The 19,512-nt window shown below is 45.4% G+C and carries 16 protein-coding genes and 1 riboswitch; of the genes, 14 read left to right on the top strand and 2 right to left on the bottom strand.

From position 1 onward, the window contains the following. Positions 1–40: 40 nt before the first annotated feature. Entirely contained in the window at positions 41–1,504 is a 1,464-nt protein-coding gene (locus tag DXC01_RS14595) for a helix-turn-helix domain-containing protein (RefSeq protein WP_118699165.1), read from the bottom strand. A gap of 53 nt (positions 1,505–1,557) precedes the next feature. Further along, positions 1,558–1,836 (bottom strand): type II toxin-antitoxin system HicB family antitoxin, encoded by a 279-nt coding sequence (locus tag DXC01_RS14590; protein ID WP_022213864.1) that lies wholly within the window; start codon positions 1,834–1,836, stop codon positions 1,558–1,560. A gap of 125 nt (positions 1,837–1,961) precedes the next feature. Here DXC01_RS14590 and DXC01_RS14585 point away from each other — a divergent pair, with 125 nt between their 5' ends. From DXC01_RS14585 to DXC01_RS14515, 14 genes are all read left to right on the top strand, one after another. Next, positions 1,962–2,792, top strand: coding sequence for a Cof-type HAD-IIB family hydrolase (locus DXC01_RS14585; protein ID WP_022213865.1), 831 nt, complete (start codon positions 1,962–1,964; stop codon positions 2,790–2,792). A gap of 384 nt (positions 2,793–3,176) precedes the next feature. Next, complete coding sequence (gene trpE, locus DXC01_RS14575; protein ID WP_118699162.1) at positions 3,177–4,661, top strand: anthranilate synthase component I; 1,485 nt, start codon at positions 3,177–3,179, stop codon at positions 4,659–4,661. Beyond that, on the top strand, positions 4,658–5,233 hold the full coding sequence (locus DXC01_RS14570) for an anthranilate synthase component II (protein ID WP_118699161.1): 576 nt from the start codon (positions 4,658–4,660) through the stop codon (positions 5,231–5,233). The genes trpE and DXC01_RS14570 overlap by 4 nt, the downstream gene beginning before the upstream one ends. A 17-nt stretch (positions 5,234–5,250) precedes the next feature. Further along, positions 5,251–6,261: an anthranilate phosphoribosyltransferase gene (trpD, locus tag DXC01_RS14565; RefSeq protein WP_118699160.1), complete on the top strand. Its 1,011-nt coding sequence runs from the start codon at positions 5,251–5,253 to the stop codon at positions 6,259–6,261. Positions 6,262–6,291: 30 nt separating this feature from the next. Beyond that, positions 6,292–7,128, top strand: coding sequence for an indole-3-glycerol phosphate synthase TrpC (trpC, locus tag DXC01_RS14560; RefSeq protein ID WP_118253607.1), 837 nt, complete (start codon positions 6,292–6,294; stop codon positions 7,126–7,128). A 20-nt stretch (positions 7,129–7,148) separates the two neighbouring features. After that, positions 7,149–7,787 (top strand): phosphoribosylanthranilate isomerase, encoded by a 639-nt coding sequence (locus DXC01_RS14555; RefSeq protein ID WP_118253619.1) that lies wholly within the window; start codon positions 7,149–7,151, stop codon positions 7,785–7,787. A 47-nt stretch (positions 7,788–7,834) separates the two neighbouring features. Then, entirely contained in the window at positions 7,835–9,019 is a 1,185-nt protein-coding gene (trpB, locus tag DXC01_RS14550; protein WP_118253610.1) for a tryptophan synthase subunit beta, read from the top strand. Further along, on the top strand, positions 9,012–9,785 hold the full coding sequence (gene trpA, locus DXC01_RS14545; RefSeq protein WP_118699159.1) for a tryptophan synthase subunit alpha: 774 nt from the start codon (positions 9,012–9,014) through the stop codon (positions 9,783–9,785). Before trpB ends, trpA begins: the two co-directional genes overlap by 8 nt. 253 nt (positions 9,786–10,038) lie before the next feature. Then, complete coding sequence (locus DXC01_RS14540; RefSeq protein WP_118699158.1) at positions 10,039–11,721, top strand: AAA family ATPase; 1,683 nt, start codon at positions 10,039–10,041, stop codon at positions 11,719–11,721. 27 nt (positions 11,722–11,748) lie between these two features. Further along, the gene (locus DXC01_RS14535) at positions 11,749–12,567 is read left to right on the top strand and encodes an AraC family transcriptional regulator (RefSeq protein ID WP_022213875.1); all 819 of its coding nucleotides are present in this window, start codon (positions 11,749–11,751) and stop codon (positions 12,565–12,567) included. A gap of 190 nt (positions 12,568–12,757) precedes the next feature. Further along, complete coding sequence (locus DXC01_RS14530; RefSeq protein WP_022213876.1) at positions 12,758–13,375, top strand: DUF4867 family protein; 618 nt, start codon at positions 12,758–12,760, stop codon at positions 13,373–13,375. Between the two features lie 64 nt (positions 13,376–13,439). Next, entirely contained in the window at positions 13,440–14,921 is a 1,482-nt protein-coding gene (locus tag DXC01_RS14525; protein ID WP_022213877.1) for an L-fucose/L-arabinose isomerase family protein, read from the top strand. A 160-nt stretch (positions 14,922–15,081) separates the two neighbouring features. After that, a complete protein-coding gene (xylB, locus tag DXC01_RS14520; RefSeq protein WP_022213878.1) occupies positions 15,082–16,539 on the top strand; it encodes a xylulokinase in 1,458 nt (485 codons plus the stop codon). Positions 16,540–16,806: 267 nt separating this feature from the next. Continuing rightward, positions 16,807–16,888, top strand: a riboswitch (ZMP/ZTP riboswitch). Positions 16,889–17,009: 121 nt separating this feature from the next. Further along, a complete protein-coding gene (locus DXC01_RS14515) occupies positions 17,010–18,695 on the top strand; it encodes a formate--tetrahydrofolate ligase (protein WP_118699157.1) in 1,686 nt (561 codons plus the stop codon). The last annotated feature ends 817 nt before the right edge of the window (positions 18,696–19,512 follow it).

The following is a 19,512-nucleotide window of genomic DNA, read 5'->3' as shown; positions in this document are numbered from 1 at the left end:
TATATTCAGGAGTTTACCTGAGTATACGGCTTTTTTATTGTTAAGAAAGTTCTCCATTTTCCAATTGGTATATAATACTTTCTACGTATGCGGCAGCTTCTTCTGAAGTGTAGAAACTGCTTTCCAGCATATTCTGGAGATAATCAAGAAATGTTTCAAGAAGTCCATACTCCTGGATCGTAAACAGCATGACTTCTCCATTATATTTCTGAAAAATCAATGTTCCGACATTTCCACGAATACAAAGATGCAGGTTGGATGGAAGATGGTTTAATGGCTTTTGCAGAATTCTGTAAGAACCCTTGCGGCAGCTTTCGGCAACTCCATGTAGCATCTCGATTCGGTGCTCAACAGTAAATTTATGATAAAAAACTTCTGGAATCTCGGCAGTCCGTCCGGATGCAGCAAACTGAAGAAGTCCGTCAGCTGTAAAATATACATAAGTCTGGCTGTCTGTGAGTCTTTTCATATTTCCTCTAAAAGCAAGGGCAGCCTGTTTGATAATTTCCTCACTGTGCGGAATATCATAATTAAATGCCTGTTTCAGAATCTTTTCGCTGATAAATGGTGTAATACAGACTTCCGGTTGAAGGGCAAAAGTAGGTGCCTCTTCAGAAACTTCAAAAATTGTATTGAAAACATTCGAAAAATTATCCGGCAGAAAAGCAGTTGGCAGAAATAACTGTGAACATTGTTCCAGATAAGTATTGTACATTTCCTGAAGCATATGTATTACATCAGAATTGCGGTAAAAGATTCCTGACTGTCCGTCAGCAGTACACATCAGCGCTGCATCGGAAGTCAGAATCATACATGGAAAAATATTCATATTCTGGTAATGAGATGAAATATTATCATAATAATACCATAATGTATAATTCAATCCAGACATGTAGATTGGGAAAATCGCATCCAGATACTTCAGGTTTACAAGCTCATGCTGTTCTGTAAAGGTGTCTTCACTGTTCAGACAGAGGATATGCTGAACTTCCAGGGTATCAGACGGAGCCAGCGTGGAGAGCAGATGAAAAACAAATTCATGATCTGGCTGTAGAAACAGTGATATCTTGCCGGAAGACCTGGATGCTTCGGCAAGGAACATTTTGTGGATGAAATAGTTGACGTTCTGAAGACTGGTCAGGACTGTGCAGTCCGATTCCTGATTATTCTGGATAAGTTTTGAGGAAAAAATAAATTCATCCGGTGATACAGAGAAATGACTTGGAAAGTGCCGGATAAAATTTTCTACACTTTTGCGCTTGTAGTAGACTTCCGGACCGATCACAGTCACTTCCCAGGCTTCCTCGAAACGCTGTGTTTCTGCTGGCGTCAGGTGCATGAACTGGGCCATTTTTTCAAAAATATCTTTGGACGGCGGATTGCGTTTACCACTGATCAGCTTGTACATGGTAGAGCGGTCAATTCCGCAATATTTGGTCATAGGTGCAACTTTGACGTGCCTGGCTTTGATATATTCGGTAAGAACCTCCGAAAATGTTGACATGTTAAAAACTCCTTCCGGGTTGATTTGATATGATGAAATCCGGAAAAGGAATTTTATTCATCCCATCCCTCATAAAAACGGATATTTACAGAAATATTCCGGACGATATCGCCTTCTTCAAGTTCCAGGTCGTCTGCATCAGAAACAGGCGGGAGCTGGCAGTCATCCTCATCAAGTTCCAGAGAGATCCAGTTGTAAGCAGCGGCATTTGCCTCCTCAATTGCTTCATCCAGAGTCTCGCCCTCTCCGAAACAATCCTCAAGATCCGGGAAAAATCCCTTATAAGTACCTTTATCAGTTTTGCGGAATACCGCAGGATAAATAAATTTCATGATACACATCTCCTTTTTACTCAATGTTAATAGTATATCATATCAGGTGGAAAAAAAGCAGAAGATTTTGTATAATGGTGGAAAATGAATGGATAGTTTGCAAAAAAATACAAAGGAGATGTGAAATGGCAGTCAAACTTATCGCCAGCGACCTGGACGGGACCCTGCTGACAAACAAAAAAGAACTTTCTCCACGTACAAGAGAAGCCCTTGATCTGGCGGCAGCACAGGGAATCCACCTTGTGCCGGCAACGGGCAGATCCTTTGGTTCTGTACCTGAGATGATCCGTGAGTACCCGGGAGTGGAATATCTGATCACAGCCAATGGCGGCGCTGTTTATTCTGTCAGCGAAAAGAAGCGCATTTACCAGTGCCTTATGACACCGGAATCCGTAGAAGTCGCGATCGCTGTAAGAAAAAGAGAAAAAATGGTCATGGAGGTCGTCGTCGACGGTGTTCCCTACGCAGAGGAAGCGTATGTCAGAGATCCCATCCGCTATCTGGCGACAGAGTACGGGGCAAGATATATCAAGGCAACGAGGACTCCTGTGAAGGATATCATTGAGTTTGCAGCGCAGCATGCGAAAGAACTGGACAGCATCTCCTTCGTATGCAGCCATGAGGACAGGAACCGCCTGTATACATCCCTGGAGAAAGAGATTCCGGATATCTACGTGACTTCCTCTGTGTCAAATCTTCTCGAAATGGGGCACAAAGATGCAGGGAAAGGCAAAACTCTATTGTGGCTTCTGGATAAACTCGGGATCTCCCCGGAAGAAGCGATGGCATTTGGTGACGCAGACAACGACAGCAGTATGCTGGAAGCAGTAAAATACGGCATCGCAATGGGAAATGCCACCGAAAACTGCAAGAAATCCGCCGCCTGCGTGACCGGAACAAACGAAGAAGACGGTGTGGCCGAGGCTATTTTATCGCACATAAAATGTGAAATTTAACTAACCCTATTGACAATGGAAAAAAATTGTGATATTTTATAGAAAATTTGATTTAGTTAATTAAACCGTTGAAGCGGAGATAAAAACTATCATGCGCGCACAGAGAGTCCGGGAGGGTGAGAGCCGGGTGGAAATGCAGATTGTTAAATGGACCGCTGAGGGCACAGGGAAAGGCGATCGCTTAGTATTCTGTGACGTGAGGCATACGTCAGTTGCCGGGAATATGCAGGTATTCCGCAAAGCGCACGGGTCATTCCGTGAATCAAGGTGGCACCGCGGGTGAATTTTAACGCTCGTCCTTGACAGAGAGCAGATTCTGTCATGGGCGGGCTTTCTTTTTTGCTCTGACAGGAACAAACAGTAATACACAGGGAGGTATGATCCATGTATCCTACGATAGAAACCATCAGAGAGATCGCAGCAAAAGGTCAGTACAAAAGAGTTCCGGTCTGCCGGGAAGTATACGCAGACAGATATACACCGGTAGAAGTTATGAGGACTTTAAGGAAGGCGAGCAGGCATTGTTATCTGCTTGAAAGTGCCAGCCAGACAGAGGTGTGGGGACGCTATTCTTTCCTCGGATATGAGCCGGCCATGGAGATTACCTGCACGGACGGAGCAATGAAGATCCGCCGCACGGAAGGCGAAGATCAGGGTGAGATCACAAAGCAGGTTGCACATCCGGGAGACACTTTAAGAGAGATCCTGAAAGAATACAAGAGCCCGGTGATTGAAGATATGCCACCGTTTACCGGCGGTTTGGTCGGATATTTTTCCTATGATTACATCAAATACAGCGAGCCGAAATTAAAGCTTGGCGAACACGAAGATCCGGATTTCAGAGACATGGATCTGATGCTTTTTGACCAGGTGATCGCCTTTGACCATTACAGACAGAAAGTACTTCTGATCACAGGAGTCATGCTGGACGACCTGGAAAATTCTTACCAGAAAGCAGAGAAAAAACTTCAGGAAATGGCAGATCTGATCCGAAACGCACAGAAGGCTGAGTTCCTGCCATTACAGCTTGATTCTGAGATCAAACCGCAGTTCCCGAAAGAAAAATACTGCCAGATGGTAGAAAAAGCAAAACATTATATCCATGAGGGAGACATCTTCCAGGTGGTGCTTTCCAACCCGATGAGAGCAAAAGCAGAGGGAAGTTTATTTGATACTTACAGAGTCTTGAGAGCAACAAATCCGTCACCGTATATGTTTTATTTTTCCAGTGATGACATCGAACTTGCAGGTGCTTCACCGGAAACCCTGGTAAAACTGGAGGACAAAAAACTTACCACTTTCCCACTGGCAGGAACCAGACCGAGAGGCAAGACAAAGCAGGAAGACAGGGAACTGGAAGAGGGACTTCTGAAAGATGAGAAGGAACTTGCAGAGCACAACATGCTGGTCGATCTGGGACGAAATGACATCGGAAGGATCAGCAAGATCGGAACGGTAGAAGTGGAAAAATACATGAGTGTGGAGCATTTTTCACAGGTTATGCACATCGGTTCCACAGTCGCAGGAGAGCTTCGAGAAGACAAAGATGCGATAGATGCAGTCGACTCCATCCTCCCGGCAGGAACACTTTCCGGGGCACCGAAGTTCCGTGCCTGCCAGATCATCGAAGAACTGGAACAGAGCAAACGAGGCATTTACGGCGGCGCGATCGGATATCTGGATTTTGCAGGAAACCTTGATAGCTGCATTGCGATCCGTCTTGTATACAAGAAAAAAGGTGAGATCTGCATCCGCTCCGGAGCAGGGATCGTAGCAGACAGCGTTCCGGAAAAAGAATTCGAAGAGTGCTGCAACAAGGCAAGAGCCGTAGTTCTGGCAATCCAAAAAGCACAGGAGGGATTGGAATGATCGTACTGATTGATAATTATGACAGCTTTTCCTACAACGTATATCAGCTGATCGGTTCCGTAGAACCGGACATCAAAGTTGTTCGAAATGATGAATATACAGTAGAAGAAATCGAGGCAATGAAACCGGAAGCACTGATCCTTTCACCGGGACCGGGCAAGCCGTCAGACGCAGGAATCTGCATCGAAGCAATTAAATATTTTGCAGGAAAACTTCCAATCTTCGGCATCTGTCTTGGACATCAGGCAATCTGTGAAGCCTTCGGCGGCAGAGTTTCCTACGCAAAAGAACTGATGCACGGCAAGAAAAAAACAATCTATACCGTCGGAGAAAGCAAACTTTTTGAAGGACTGGGAGACAGCTTCCAGGCAGCCAGATACCATTCACTGGCAGCAGTAAGAGATAAACTTCCGGAGGTTTTAAGAGTCACAGCAGAGGCAGAAGACGGCGAGATCATGGCAGTGGAACACACAGAATATCCAATCTATGGAGTACAGTTCCATCCCGAATCCGTTATGACACCGGATGGAAAAGTGATGATCCAGAACTTTATAAATGTTGTAAAGAAGTAGTTAAGGAGGACATGAAAATGATCAAAGAAGCAATCGTAAAACTTTCAAAAAAAGAAGACTTAACATATCAGGAAGCAGAGACAGTCATGGATGAGATCATGAGCGGACAGGCGACACCGGTACAGATGTCTTCCTATCTGACAGCACTTTCCATGAAGGGTGAGACCATTGATGAGATCACCGCTTCCGCGGCAGGAATGCGCGCGCACTGCATCAAATTACTGCATGATCTGGACGTTCTGGAAATCGTAGGAACCGGTGGTGACGGAGCAAACTCCTTCAACATTTCCACCACTTCTTCACTGGTGATCGCAGCAGGCGGCGTGCCGGTTGCAAAACACGGAAACCGTGCAGCATCCTCCAAGAGTGGTGCAGCAGATGTTCTTGAAGCACTTGGAGTAAACATCACGATCTCCCCGGAAAAAAGTGCAGAACTTCTCAAAAAGATCAACATCTGTTTCCTGTTTGCACAGAATTATCATATCGCAATGAAGTACGTAGCACCGATCCGTAAGGAACTTGGAATCCGTACCGTATTCAATATCCTCGGACCTTTGAGCAACCCGGCAGGAGCAAATATGGAGCTGATGGGTGTGTTTGATCAGAGTCTTGTAGAGCCATTGGCACAGGTTATGGCGAAGCTTGGTGTGACAAAAGGAATGGTAGTTTTTGGACAGGACAAACTGGATGAGATCTCGATGAGCGCACCGACTTCTGTCTGCGAGATCAAGGACGGATGGTTTCAGTCTTACGAGATCACACCGGAGCAGTTCGGTTATACAAGATGCTCCAAAGATGATCTGGTTGGCGGAACTCCGGCAGAAAATGCAGAGATCACGAAAGCAATCCTGAAAGGCGAAGAGAAGGGACCGAAGCGTCAGGCAGTATGCCTCAACGCCGGAGCTGCACTCTATATCGCAGGCAAAGCAGAAACCATGGAAGCAGGTGTACGCATGGCAGAAGAACTGATCGACAGCGGTGCAGCACTGAAGAAATTAGAGGAATTCATTCAGGAATCTAACGCTTGAATGACCGATTAGAAAAGGAAATTTTTTACTATGAACATATTAAATGAGATCGCTGAGAAGACGAGAGAGCGCATCGAAAAAGACAAAAAAGAGATGCCGAGAGAGGATCTGATCCGTGAGATCCAGCAGAAAAAAGTGCAGATGCTTCTCAATCCGCTGATCCAGTCTGAGACAGCAAAAACGCCGCATAGTTTTTATCAGGCACTAAAAAAACCGGGAATGTCCTATATCTGTGAAGTCAAAAAAGCATCCCCGTCCAAGGGGCTGATCGCACCGGATTTTCCGTATCTGGACATCGCAAAAGAGTATAAAGCAGCCGGTGCATCCGCGATTTCCTGCCTGACGGAACCGTTTTATTTCCAGGGTTCTGACCAGTATTTATGGGAGATTGCATCAGAAGTTGATATCCCGGTACTGCGAAAAGATTTCGTCATTGACGACTACATGATCCTGCAGGCGGCAGCTTATGGTGCAGCCGCAGTGCTCCTGATCTGTGCATTACTTGACGATAAACAGCTTCGGGAATACCGCGAAATGGCAGAAGATCTGGGAATGGATGCCCTGGTGGAAGCACACGATGCAGAGGAAGTTGCGAGAGCTTTAAAGAGCGGAGCAAGGATCATCGGAGTCAACAACCGTGACCTCAGAACCTTCGAGGTGGATATGGCGAACAGCATCAACCTTCGCGAACTTGCACCGGAGAATGTGATCTTTGTTTCCGAGAGCGGCATCCGCACATCGGAGGACATCAAGCGTCTGCATGATAACCAGATCGAGGCTGTGCTGATCGGAGAAACCCTGATGCGAAGTCCGGACAAAAAAGCAGCACTCGAAGAACTGAATGGAGCACCGTTGACTGAGGATTGAGAAACAGAGAGATGCAGGAAATGACAGCTCAGGATCATAGCAAAGCTAAGATAAAAATATGTGGGCTCAGGCGCAGAGAAGACATCCTCGCCGTCAATGAGGCGAAGCCGGATTACTGTGGATTTATCATAGAATTTCCCAAAAGTTTCCGGAGTGTAACGGCAGATGAAGTGAGAGATCTGGTGAAAGATCTGATCCAGGAGATCCAGCCAGTTGGAGTGTTTGTCGATGCACCGATGGAGCTGGTAAGATCACTTCTGGATGACGGAACGCTTGCACTTGCACAGCTTCACGGACAGGAAAATGAGTCCTATATCAGAGAATTAAAAACATACACAGACAAGCCGATCATCAAAGCGTTTTCCATAAAAACAGCTGAAGATATCGAGAAAGCATTGCAAAGCCCGGCAGATTACATCCTGCTGGATCAGGGCGGCGGAGGAACCGGAAAGACTTTTGACTGGTCTTTGATCCCGGAGATCCAGAGACCGTTTTTTCTCGCAGGAGGCATCGGAGCCGCCAATCTGGAACAGGCGATCCGGGAAATCCATCCATATGCGGTGGATCTAAGCAGCAGTGTGGAGACAGAAAAGTGGAAAGATCCGACGAAGATCCGGCAGGTTGTGGATATCGTCAGGAAAATGAAAGAAACAAAGTAATTATATAAAGAAACAAGGTGTTTGGAAGAATATAGAGGAGGACACAAATGTCAAAAGGAAGATTTGGAATACATGGAGGGCAGTACATTCCAGAGACACTGATGAATGCGGTTCTGGAGCTGGAAGAGGCCTATAACCGTTACAAAGATGACCCGGAATTCAACCGTGAACTGACCGATCTGCTGAACAATTATGCAGGCCGTCCGTCACGTCTGTACTATGCAGCACATATGACAGAAGACCTCGGCGGAGCCAAAGTTTATCTGAAACGTGAGGACTTGAACCATACAGGAGCACACAAGATCAACAATGTTCTGGGACAGGTTTTACTTGCCAAAAAGATGGGAAAAACACGTGTCATCGCAGAGACAGGAGCCGGACAGCACGGTGTTGCAACCGCAACAGCAGCAGCTCTTATGGGTATGGAATGTGAAGTATTCATGGGTAAGGAAGACACAGAACGTCAGGCACTGAACGTATACAGAATGCGTCTTCTGGGAGCTAAAGTACATGCCGTTACATCAGGAACTGCAACCCTGAAAGATGCCGTTTCCGAGACAATGAGAGAGTGGACAAACCGTATTTCCGATACACATTATGTCCTCGGATCTGTCATGGGACCGCACCCGTTCCCGACGATCGTCCGTGATTTCCAGGCAGTCATTTCCAAGGAGATCAAAGAGCAGATCCTCGAAAAAGAAGGCAAACTTCCAGATGTTGTGCTTGCCTGTGTGGGCGGCGGTTCCAATGCGATCGGAACTTTCTATAACTTTATTGAGGATGAGGGAGTCCGCCTGATCGGCTGTGAGGCAGCAGGACGCGGTGTCAATACTGCAGAGACGGCAGCGACGATCGCAACCGGAAAACTTGGTATTTTCCATGGCATGAAGTCCTATTTCTGCCAGGATGAGTATGGTCAGATCGCACCGGTTTATTCCATTTCAGCGGGATTAGATTACCCTGGTGTCGGACCGGAACATGCACATCTTTATGACAGCGGACGTGCGGAATATGTGCCGGTAACAGACGATGAAGCGGTAGATGCATTCGAATATCTGTCAAGAACAGAAGGCATCATTCCGGCGATCGAGAGTGCTCATGCCGTGGCTTACGCGAGAAAGATCGTGCCACAGATGCGTAAAGACCAGATCGTAGTTATCACTATTTCCGGACGAGGAGACAAGGACTGTGCAGCGATCGCACGTTACAGAGGGGAGGATATCCATGAATAAGAGAATTACAGAAGCATTTGCGAAGGGAAAAGCATTTATCCCGTTTGTTACCTGCGGGGATCCGTCCCTTGATGTTACCGAAAAAATCGTTTATGCCATGGAAGAAGCAGGTGCAGATCTGATCGAGCTTGGTATTCCATTTTCTGATCCGACCGCAGAAGGCCCTGTCATCCAGGGCGCAAACCTGCGTGCTTTATCCGGTGGAGTTACCACAGATAAAGTTTTTGATATGGTAGAAAAGATCCGCAAAAACAGTTCTATCCCAATGGTATTTATGACCTATGCGAACGTTGTTTTTTCCTATGGGATTGAGCGTTTCTGCAAGAGAGCAGCAGAAGTTGGAATGGACGGAATGATCCTTCCGGATGTCCCATTTGAAGAAAAAGAAGAGTTCGCATCCGTTGCAGAGAAGTATGGTCTGGATCTGATCTCTCTGATCGCACCGACCTCCCACGAGAGAATCTCCATGATCGCAAAAGAGGCAGAAGGATTTGTCTACTGCGTATCCTCCCTCGGAGTTACCGGCATGCGAAGCCAGATCACCACAGACATCGGAGCCATGGTGGAACTCGTCAAAGCCCAGAAAGACATCCCATGTGCCGTAGGTTTCGGAATCTCCACTCCGGAGCAGGCCAAAAAGATGGCCTCCCAGGCCGACGGCGTCATCGTGGGTTCTGCCATTGTCAAACTCTGTGAAACCCACGGAGCCGACTGCGTACCGTATATCAAAGAGTATGTGAAGTCCATGAAGGATGCGATAAGATAAAAGCATATATCATGTATAGAAAGCTTTTTTCTTGAATAATTACCCGGTATCTAATCACCAGGCATCGGAGGGAATGCCAGATGTATTTTCCGATGCAGGAAGCTATTATGAACACTGTTTTTCTGATATATTCAGCTTATCAGGAAGACGGTGTTTTTTATGATGATAAAAAATCAGATGGATTTTCACTTGCTTGTAAAAGGAATGCCTTCATGTTATGATATAGACATTAGTTGGGAAAGGAGTGGCAGACATGGCGAGATTAGGCATTCCGGTTGGTATTTCAGATTTTGAGAAAATCCGGAAGAATGGATATTACTACGTTGATAAAAGTGGACTGATCGCAGAATTATTAGAAGAAAAATCCATAGAAGTTACTCTGATCACCAGACCAAGGCGTTTTGGGAAGACTCTTGGTATGAGCATGCTGGCGAATTTTTTTGATATTCGAAAAGAAAGTACAGAGTTGTTCAAGGGGCTGGAAATTACGGAACAAAGAGACGTGTGCAGTGAGTGGATGAACCAGTTTCCAACGCTGTTTGTGACCTTCAAGGATGTTGACGGATTAGATTTTTCCAGTGCTTATGGTATGCTTTCTTCAACGATCACAGAACTTTACAAAGAGCACCTGTATTTAATGGAAAGTTCCCGGATAAGTCCATATGATAAAGAAATCATGCAGCGCATTATTACAGAAGAAGCAACTGTTACAGATATCAAAAAGAGCCTGTCGTTGCTGATAAAGCTGATGCAGCAACATTATCAGAAAAATGTAATCCTTTTGATCGATGAATACGATGTCCCGATTGCAAAAGCCAGCAGCCATCAATATTATCCACAGATGCTTGAAATCCTTAAAGTGATGATGAGCACTGCGTTAAAGGACAATCCGGGGCTTTGCTTTGCAGTAGTCACAGGCTGCCTGCAGATTGCGAAAGAGAGTATTTTTACAGGAACCAATAATTTTGTTTCCGATACAATAAGCGATTCAAACTTAAATGAATATTTTGGTTTTACACAAAAAGATGTAGATAAGATCCTGAGCGAAGCAGATGTCGAGGAATTTGGAGACGAGATGAAGAAATGGTATGATGGGTATCATTTTGGAGAGGTTGATGTTTACTGCCCCTGGGATGTGATGAATTATATTCGTGATATCCAGCGGAATCCGAAGGCAAGACCGGCAAGTTACTGGAAGAATACCAGTGATAATGAGATCATCCGTTCTTTTATTGATTACGCAGGAAGTAACATTACAAAGAAAATGGAAGCCTTACTTTCAGGAGGTTATATCATACAACGTATAGATGAAAATCTCACTTACGATTATCTGCATTCTTCAGAAGAAAATCTCTGGAGCATTCTTTATCTGACAGGCTATCTGACGCAGGCAAGAGAAAATGAAATAACAGATCCGTTGCCAGACAATATGTCAGCGTTAAAAATTCCAAATGCTGAGATCAGAGAAATTTTTGAGACTACCGTTGTGAAATGGTTTTCTGAGAGTGTCAAAACATGGAATCGAAAGGCTTTGTTCGATGCTGCATGGAGTGGTCAGAGCGAGATCCTTACACAGGAAATGAGCAAACTTTTGCGAAAAACCATCAGCTATCATGATTACAGGGAAGATTTTTATCATGCTTTTCTTGCAGGGATTTTTACAGGAGCAGGATATGTTGTAGAGTCAAACAAAGAACATGGAGAGGGACGCAGCGATATTGTTGTGTATGACTCTGTAAATGGACAGGTGGCGATTTTTGAGGCAAAATATTCCAGAACATTGTCTGCTATGGAGGGCGACTGTGAAGCAGCCCTGCGCCAAATTGACAGGCGTATGTATGCAAAAGAGTATGAAGATGAATATGACCATATTTATTGCTATGGTGTAGCTTTTTATAAGAAGCGTTGTCTTGTAAAACAAAAGAAAGAAAACTGATTTATTATTGGAGAAGAGGGGTATAGCATGGAATTCCAGCATGAACTGGTGATCCCGGATGAGGGACTGCCGTTTAAATTTTTTCTGTTTGAGGGAAGTCAGGGAAATTATGTGAGGGAGAAACACTGGCATACGTCTGTGGAGATCTTTGCGGTGATGGAAGGTTCGCTGACTTTTTATCTGAATGATGAGAAACATCCGCTCAAGGCGGGGGAGCTGATGATTATCAATTCCAATGAAGTGCATTCGATCGATTCGCCGGAAGAGAATCATACGGCAGTACTTCAGATTCCGCTGAAGCAGTTTGAGGACTATTTTACCGCACACCGATTTGTACGCTTTGCGGGAAGTGTTCCGGAGATGGATGCGACACTCTGGAGACTGGTGCGTGAAATGTATAAATTATACGGGAAACGTGGAGTCGGATATGAATTCAAGATCCGTTCCTTCTATTATGATGTGCTTTATTTTCTGGTCAATCACTACCGGTTGGACGAGGCGGGCGAGCAGGAAGTACGCCACAGCCGCCGCCTGGATGCTCTTGCGAGAATTACTTCCTATATGAGAGAGCATTATCAGGAAGAACTCAAACTGACCGAAGTAGCGAACATGTTCGGTTACTCCGATGCATATTTATCCAGAATGTTCCAGAAATATGCAAATGTCAATTTTAAGACGTACTTACAGGACATCCGAATGACCTATGCATACAGGGAATTACTGAACACAGACAAGACGATCAGCCAGATCGCCCTGGACAACGGATTTAGCAGCAGCCGCGCTTTTACGCGGGAATTCCAGAAACGATACAGCATTCTGCCAAGCGAACTTGGACGAGAAAAATAAAGAATAAAAATGCAAAAACAGGCGGATCAGAAACGCCTGTTTTTTTTCTTAATAGTTATAAATGTTTGTACAAAATAAAAAACTAAAAGGTCAAAAAAGTGCACTAAAGAGGACAAAAAATCTGGCGAAATAAAACACACCTCATGATATGATATCTCCAACATGAAAAATATAAAGGAGGTAACTTCAGGTGAAGATTCAGAATGTAGCAGATGACGCATTTCGCAGATATGGTAAAGTACTGGAGGGGTATGACTTTACAGAACTCCTGAAGGAAATGAAACACACACCGGTACCGGAGGACGTGATCTATGTGCCATCCGTAGAAGAGATGGAGGCATTGCCGGTAGCGAAGGAACTTCAGAACAAAGGATACGGTGGACTGCCGATCGAGATCGGATACTGCAATGGTCATAATAAGAAATTAAACGGACTGGAATATCACCGCAATTCCGAGATCAACGTAGCGGTTACAGATCTTGTCCTTCTGATCGGACATCAGCAGGATATCGAAAAAGATTTTACATATGACACATCCAAAGTAGAAGCATTCCTTGTTCCGGCAGGAACCGGAATCGAAGTATATGCAACAACTCTTCACTATGCACCATGCCATGTAAACGAAGCAGGTTTCCAGTGCGTTGTTGTTTTACCAAAAGGAACAAACACGGAGCTGACTTTTGACACAGCCGCTGAAGGCGAGGACAAGCTTCTTACAGCTAAGAATAAATGGCTGATCGCACACGAAGAAGCAGCTATCGAAGGTGCGTTTAACGGACTCAAAGGTGAGAATGTCGGAATCGACTGATTTTTTATACTGAAAAGCAAATAACTGTAAATACAAACTTATATAATATGGAGGAATTTTTATCATGAACAATATCCCAGTAGTAAAACTTGGAATCATCGCAGTAAGCCGTGACTGTTTCCCGATCCAGCTCTCTGAGAAGAGACGCGCAGCTATCAAAGCAGCCTACACAGGAGAGCTTTACGAATGTCCAGTAACTGTTGAGAACGAGAAAGACATGGAAAAAGCACTCGAAGATGTAAACAAAGCAGAGTGTAACGCCCTGGTTGTTTTCCTTGGAAACTTCGGACCGGAAACACCGGAGACACTGATCGCAGAAAGATTCGACGGACCGTGCATGTACGTTGCAGCAGCGGAAGGCGACGGCGACATGATCAACGGCAGAGGTGATGCTTACTGTGGTATGCTGAACTGCTCCTACAACTTAAAGATGCGTCATCTTGAAGCATACATTCCGGAATATCCAGTTGGAACAGCTGATGACATCGCCAAGATGATCGGTGATTTCGTACCGGTTGCACGTGCCGTTATCGGTGTTCGTAACCTCAAGATCATTACATTCGGACCACGTCCGCAGGATTTCTTCGCTTGTAACGCACCGATCAAAGGCCTCTATGAACTGGGTGTTGAGATCGAAGAAAACTCCGAACTTGACCTTCTCGTTGCTTTCAAAGAGCATGAAAACGATCCTCGTATCCCGGAAGTTTGCGCAGATATGGCAAAAGAAATGGGCGAAGGCAAATACTACGAAGACCTCAATGCAAGAATGGCACAGTTCGAGCTTACTCTTCTTGACTGGGCAGAAGCTCACAAAGGAGCAAGAAAATACGTTGCATTTGCTGACAAATGCTGGCCGGCATTCCCGTCACAGTTCGGATTTGAGCCTTGCTATGTAAACAGCCGTCTTGGTTCCAGAGGAATCCCGGTATCCTGCGAAGTTGATATCTATGGAGCACTCAGCGAGTACATCGGACTCTGCATCTCCAACGACGCAGTTACACTGCTTGACATCAACAACTCTGTTCCGCAGTATATCTATGACGAAGATATCAAAGGAAAATATGATTACAAACTTACAGATACATTCATGGGATTCCATTGTGGAAATACTCCGGAATGCAAGATGTGCGAATCCAGAGCCGTTAAATATCAGCTCATCCAGCACAGACTTCTTGAGCCAGCAGGATCTGAGCCAGACTTTACAAGAGGAACTCTTGAAGGTGACATTGCTGCTTCTGACATCACATTCTATCGTCTGCAGTGCAACTCAGAAGGTGAACTGGTAGCATACGTTGCAGAAGGTGAAGTTCTTGATGTACCGACAAGATCCTTCGGTGGTATCGGTATCTTCGCTATCAACGAAATGGGAAGATTCTACCGTCACGTACTGATCGAAGGTAACTATCCGCATCACGGAGCAGTTATGTTCGGACATTACGGAAAACAGTTCTTCGAAGTAGTGAAATTCCTTGGACTGGATGTAAAGAAGATCGGTTACAACCAGCCAGCAGGAGTAAGATACCCAACAGAAAATCCGTGGGGATAATCTTCTGATTTTGAAAAAAATAAAATAAAATCAATACAGACATCCCGGGAGTTTTCCTGGGATGTCGTGGTAAAGAGCAAAATATCAGTAAAAAATATCAATAACAGACAGAATGTGCATCTGCGGGGTATGTATGCAAAATGCACAGTTAGGAGGAAATATGTACTATATTGGTGTGGATTTAGGAACTTCTGCCGTAAAACTTCTTCTGATGGAAGAATCAGGCAAGATTTGTAATATCGTATCAAAAGAATATCCACTGTTTTTCCCGCATCCGGGCTGGTCAGAACAGAATCCGGAAGACTGGTTTACCCAGAGTGTTGAGGGAATGAAAGAACTGACCGAAGGAATCGACCGCTCCCAGGTAGCCGGAATCGGCTTCGGCGGACAGATGCACGGACTGGTAACACTGGATGAAAATGACAATGTCATCCGCCCGGCAATCCTCTGGAATGATGGACGTTCCCAGAAAGAAACAGAATATCTCAACAATGAGATCGGCAAAGATAAATTATCACAGTACACAGCAAATATCGCTTTTGCAGGCTTCACAGCACCAAAGATCCTGTGGATGAAGAAAAACGAGCCGGAGAAATTTGCAAAGATCGCAAAGATCATGCTTCCAAAAGACTACCTTGCATACAGACTTTCCGGATCTTTCTGCACAGATGTTTCTGATGCATCCGGTATGCTGCTTCTTGACGTAAAGAACCGCTGCTGGTCCAAAGAAATGATGGAGATCTGCGACGTTAAGGAAGAACAGCTTCCGAAACTGTACGAAAGCTGGGAAGTTGTCGGAACACTGAAACCAGAAGTTGCAAAAGAACTCGGATTCTCTGCAGACGTCAAAGTCGTAGCAGGAGCAGGCGACAATGCGGCAGCAGCAGTCGGAACAGGAACTGTTGGTGATGGACAGTGCAACATCTCCCTTGGAACTTCCGGAACCATCTTCATCTCCAGCAAAAACTTCGGCGTTGACGAAAACAATGCACTGCATTCCTTCTGCCATGCAGACGGAAGCTATCACCTGATGGGCTGCATGCTGAGCGCAGCATCCTGTAACAAATGGTGGGCAGAGGAAATCCTTCAGACCAAGGATTTCGCAGCAGAGCAGGCACCGATCCAGAAACTCGGCGAAAACAATGTATTCTTCCTTCCATACCTGATGGGAGAAAGATCACCACATAACAATCCTGACGCAAGAGGTGTATTCTTCGGAATGTCCATGGACACTACAAGAGCAGATATGACACAGGCTGTTCTCGAAGGCGTAGCCTTCGGACTTCGCGATTCCCTCGAAGTTGCAAGAAAACTTGGTATCAAGATCGAACGAACCAAGATCTGCGGCGGCGGCGCAAAGAGCCCGCTCTGGAAAAAGATTATTGCAAATGTGATGAACCTCAAAGTTGATGTTCTCGACGTAGAAGAAGGACCGTCCATGGGTGGCGCCATGTTGGCTGCTGTAGGATGTGGGGCTTATCCGGATGTTGAGACCATCGGAAAGAAGATGGCTCACGTCGTTGACACCGTTGAGCCGGAGGAAGAACTTGTGGCGAAGTACGAAGAAAAGTATCAGAAGTTTAAGAAACTGTATCCGGCCCTTAAACCACTTTTCTAGGGTACTGCCCCGATTCCCGCAGTTTGGAAACTGCAAAACCTTATGCGAGGGGAGGGCACTCGAAGTTGCGAAGGCCGTTCTCCCCTCGCGCTCCCCACCGGGCCACGCCTGGTGCATCAGGACAGAACGGGCTGACGTTAAATAATAGTATGATAAAATAACAAATTTTATTTAAGTTTTCCTTATGTTTTATAAAAAAACATAATAATCGCGACAATTTATTGACAAATGACAATAAATATGATAATCTTTTCTCACCAAGTAAATAGAGTCTCCGGTGACTGACGGAATTGTGGAGATACCACGAGGGAGCAGGAGATTTGTAACGCCGACCGTCTGGGCAGTATTTGAGGGTAACTCAGATACTGCTTTTTTTAATAAGAAAAGAGGGCTTATTAAAAATCAACGCCATGGTTGCTTGGTGACGGGGCAATCACGACAGGCGTTATCGGCAAAGAAAGGAGAAAATTATGGGATTCAAAAGTGACATCGAAATCGCACAGGAGTGCACAATGGAGCCGATCACCAAGATCGCAGAAAAAGCAGGCATTGACGACAAATATCTGGAGCAGTACGGTAAGTACAAAGCAAAGATCGATTACAATCTCCTGAAAGAAAGCGACAAAAAGGACGGCAAGCTGATTCTTGTAACCGCTATCAACCCGACACCGGCAGGTGAAGGAAAGACAACAACAACAGTAGGTCTTGCAGACGGTATGCAGAGACTCGGCAAGAGCGTTATGGTAGCTCTCCGTGAGCCATCCCTCGGACCGGTATTCGGTGTTAAGGGCGGCGCAGCAGGCGGCGGCTATGCACAGGTAGTTCCGATGGAGGACATCAACCTTCACTTCACAGGTGACTTCCATGCGATCGGAGCAGCAAACAACCTGCTCGCAGCAATGATCGACAATCATATCTTCCAGGGCAACGCTCTGAACATCGATCCAAGAAAGATCACATGGAGAAGATGCGTGGACATGAACGACCGTCAGCTCCGTAACGTAGTAGACGGCCTCGGTGGAAGAACAAACGGAATGCCGCGTGAAGACGGATATGACATCACCGTTGCATCTGAGATCATGGCAGTCCTTTGTCTTGCAAGTGACATCAAAGACCTGAAAGAAAGACTTTCCAGAATTATTATCGGATATACCTACGGTAAAGTATCCGAGCAGAAACCGGTAACAGCAGGTGACCTCCATGCAGAAGGCGCTATGACAGCTCTCCTGAAAGACGCCCTGAAACCGAACCTCGTTCAGACACTGGAACACGTTCCGGCGATCGTACACGGCGGACCATTCGCAAACATCGCTCATGGATGTAACTCCGTAACAGCAACCAAGATGGCAATGAAACTTGCTGATTATGCGATCACAGAAGCAGGATTCGGTGCAGACCTTGGTGCAGAGAAATTCCTCGATATCAAATGCCGTATGGCAGACCTGCATCCAAGTGCAGTTGTTATCGTAGCAACCGTACGTGCTCTGAAATACAACGGCGGCGTAGCCAAAGCTGACCTCAACAACGAAAACCTGGAAGCTCTTGAAAAAGGTATCCCGAACCTTCTGAAACATGTAAGCAACATCAAGAACGTATACAAACTTCCTTGCGTAGTTGCCATCAACGCATTCCCGACCGACACCAAGGCAGAGCTTGACTTCGTAGAAGCTAAGTGCAAAGAACTCGGCGTAAACGTAGCTCTTTCTGAAGTATGGGCAAAAGGCGGAGAAGGCGGAATCAAACTTGCAGAAGAAGTTCTTCGCCTCGTAGAAGAACCAAACGACTTTACTTATGCATATGAACTGGAAGGATCTATCGAAGATAAACTGAACCAGATCGTGCAGAAAGTATATGGCGGTAAGAGAGTAGTTCTTACTGCAAATGCGCAGAAGCAGGCGAAACAGCTGGAAGCTCTTGGATTTGGCAACTGCCCGATCTGTGTGGCTAAGACACAGTACAGCCTGACCGATGACCAGACCAAACTTGGGGCTCCGACAGACTTCGAAGTTACTGTACGTAATCTTAAGATTTCTGCTGGCGCAGGATTTATCGTTGCCCTGACAGGCGAGATCATGACGATGCCAGGTCTTCCGAAAGTACCTGCTGCAGAACGTATTGATGTTGATGAGACCGGAAAGATCACTGGACTTTTCTAAGAATTAAGTCTCATATTAAAAAAGTATAATTTTTGCCTTATAAGGCAGGAAAATTCAGTTTGGAAACTGAGAAAACCCTGAGGGGGAGCATCTCGAAGTTGCGAAGGCCGAAGCTCCCCCTCAGCCCCCCTACTTGGCCACGCCTGGTGCATCAAGACAGAACGGGCTGACGCTAACTGTTAGGGCTGTTTCGCTGGCGCGAAAGGCGCGGGGGTATTGGGATGACTACGTGAGGAGTAAGTCGTCTGGAAACCAACGAAGATTGGGAGTGAGAATGACTACGTGGGAAGTAAGTCGGCTGGAAACCAACGAAAATTGGGTGCTGGAATGACTCTGTAAGAAGTAATTTATTTGAAAGACCACAGAATTTTGGAAAAATGGATGACTGTAGAATGAGCAAGCCAGATTAAAGTCAATAAATGCTCTTGAGATGGTTGGCTTGGAAGATAGTATTTTAGATTCTGACCAATGAAGAGTTTTAAAATGGATGACCTAGTGTACTGTCTCATTGACTTTCAGTTAAATAACGCAGAATGTTTTTTCATCGACAAGGCGACTGAACGAGGCGATGCGGTGGCATCGTTGGGCGAAGTCAACGCAGTTCGATGGGAAAACAGGCAAGTTATTTAGCGAAATGTCAATGATACAGTACACTAGCTTAGAGTTATACTAATACAAATCAACTCACCAATAGTATGATAAAATAACAGGATATCTTCTCCATGCGAAAGAGAAGAATCCTGTTATTTTTATATACTGCGATATCATTTATACAAAGATCTTCCGACCTGATACACCAGGAGAATTTTTCAAAGGG

It is taken from the genome of Blautia sp. OM07-19 (assembly GCF_003481595.1).
Lineage (GTDB): Bacteria > Bacillota > Clostridia > Lachnospirales > Lachnospiraceae > Blautia_A > Blautia_A intestinihominis.
The sequence above is the reverse complement of the archived record's forward strand: the minus strand, read 5'-3'. Positions and strand labels throughout refer to the sequence as shown.